Origin of the sequence: Endozoicomonas atrinae (assembly GCF_001647025.1) — a bacterium.
GTDB classification, from domain to species: Bacteria; Pseudomonadota; Gammaproteobacteria; order Pseudomonadales; family Endozoicomonadaceae; genus Endozoicomonas; species Endozoicomonas atrinae.
Window position 1 is genome coordinate 1 of record NZ_LUKQ02000782.1, and the last position, 478, is coordinate 478.

Here is a 478-nt window from a genome sequence, read left to right on the forward strand (position 1 = left end):
CAGCCTGCCGTGGCCATTACCGGAGCTGCCGTCAGCGGTGCCATTCCCATCACCAACCAGAACCGGGGCTTTAACTACACACTGAACATGGCCGAGGCGAAGCCACGACCGGGCACTCTGGTGGTGAGTTATATCGCCCTGGGCAAGTGGCAGGATTTGAGAGATACCGGTGCCGGCCAGCTTTCCGGCTCCGGTACAGGCACTATTATTTTTTCCACAGGATCCGCCGCCATTACCCTGGATGCCATGCCCGACCCGGACAGCGCCATCGTATATAGCTATGTAGCGCAGAACGATGACGAGGTCACCATTCGCACCGGCAGCGTACCGGTGGATGATATGACCTTCAGGCACACAGTGGAGAAACCCGGCATCAAGCCCGGCAGTCTGACCGTGACTTATATATCCAACAGCCAGAATAAAACCCTGACCGACCAGGGCAACGGCCTGCTGACCGGCGACGGCAATGGCGCTATCC

General features: G+C 58.6%; 1 protein-coding gene. It reads left to right on the forward strand.

Annotated features, from left to right (window positions below; translation table 11 throughout):
- Positions 1-478, forward strand: a 478-nt coding sequence (locus AK963_RS34450; protein ID WP_202969982.1) for an SH3 domain-containing protein, incomplete at both ends; no start/stop codon positions are given.